General features: G+C 52.5%; 2 protein-coding genes and 2 pseudogenes. All 4 read right to left on the reverse strand.

Going from position 1 to position 1462, the window contains the following annotated elements; genetic code table 11:
• Positions 1 to 534 (reverse strand): annotated as a pseudogene (locus J5224_RS27550) (hypothetical protein); the annotation flags it as partial.
• A gap of 5 nt (positions 535 to 539) precedes the next feature.
• The gene (locus tag J5224_RS27555; protein ID WP_264628320.1) at positions 540 to 752 is read right to left on the reverse strand and encodes a hypothetical protein; all 213 of its coding nucleotides are present in this window, start codon (positions 750 to 752) and stop codon (positions 540 to 542) included.
• Positions 753 to 1226 (reverse strand): class I SAM-dependent methyltransferase, encoded by a 474-nt coding sequence (locus J5224_RS27560; protein WP_264628321.1) that lies wholly within the window; start codon positions 1224 to 1226, stop codon positions 753 to 755.
• Positions 1227 to 1246: 20 nt separating this feature from the next.
• Positions 1247 to 1462, reverse strand: a pseudogene (locus tag J5224_RS27565) (hypothetical protein); the annotation flags it as partial.

The following is a 1462-nucleotide window of genomic DNA, read 5'->3' on the forward strand; positions in this document are numbered from 1 at the left end:
GCGGTTCATGTAGCGGATTGGCTCGACCGGAGAGTTACCAGACTGGAGCAATGCTCGCAGAGCGTGACGTGGAACCGCGCCCCATTGGAGTATCGTATTTGGCAGGTCGTCATACTGGTCCGGCAGGGTGTTCTCAATTTCGTCCAACCAGTCACAAAGTCGTTGGAATGAATTTTCGGGAGCAACGTGGCACATCTCGCCATCAACCTCTTGCTGGCAACTATCATCAGCAAGCTCGAACGCGGCACCACAAACGCCGAGTAGCAACCCAATTACACGCTGGTGCTCTGCCGTTACGCCAGTTGCCAGTTGTGCTTCTAACTCGGCAGCTCGCGCCAACACTCCCCGCACATACTCAATAGAGTGCATGGTTTCGCGTTCACGCTTCAGGCTTGTAACTTCAACTTCTGCTGCGAGAAGGCGCGATACCAATTCCTCAGCTTCATGCGCTGGAATCATTACGTTGTGAGCATCGCCGTAGGTTTTTCGCCATGACGCTATTGTATTCAAGCGTTCCTTCGTCAAAGTATTCATGTTATTTAGTCCCAGTAGGTAAGTTCTTCTGCTACTGCTTCATCCGCAGCATCTTGACTATCGAAAACCTGACCGCCGTCCTCGACTGTTATTTGTGCGTAGTGGCGGCAGAAGGATTTCCATTCTTTCTTTCCGCCAGCCCAGCCACGATCCCATCCCAGTGCTTTGGTTTCTTTACGCCACGCGCGGTTTGCGTACTGCATTTGTGTTTTAGCCATCTATTCACCCTCAACCGGAATAACCCCCGATTTAACGAAAACTAACCAGTGCGTTTTGTCGCCTTTACCAACCCGCTGGCGGATAATTGGAGTTTCTGGTGTCAGTGCTAAAATCTGGCTGGTGGGAATTTGCGTTTCGTTCCACTTGAACAGCAAAACACCGAGTGGCCGCAGCACGCGAAACGCTTCGGTAAAGCCAATGCGTAGGTCGCTTCTCCACGTTTCGTGCTTTAACACGCCGTACTTCTTTCGCATCCAACCCTCTGGTCCTGCCCGCTCCAGATGGGGGGGATCGAACACCACAACCGGGAACGAATTATCAGCAAACGGTAGCTGGCGGAAATCGGCGATTACATCTGGGCTGATAACAAGTTTCCGGCCGTCACAAAGCGTATGTTCTTCCTTGCGGATATCTATGAACACACCGCGTTGGTCAGTCTTGTCGAGCCAAAACATGCGGGAACCGCAGCACATATCGAGAACCGTATTTTTGTTCACTTATTCACCTCTGGTGTGGTCTCGGCACCCAATACCCAGCGCAGGGCGGCGGCATAATCGCCGGTCGCATCATCAAGGGCTTTCGTGATTTCTTTCCGGGTTTTGAGTTTCGGTTTCGCGTCACCCATCACTTCACGCTGGCGGCGAACACGTTCATGCCCGGATACACCGCTGGTGGCCTGAACCAGTTCCTTTACCTTTTCCCGCTGCTG

Source organism: Candidatus Symbiopectobacterium sp. NZEC135 (assembly GCF_025962695.1).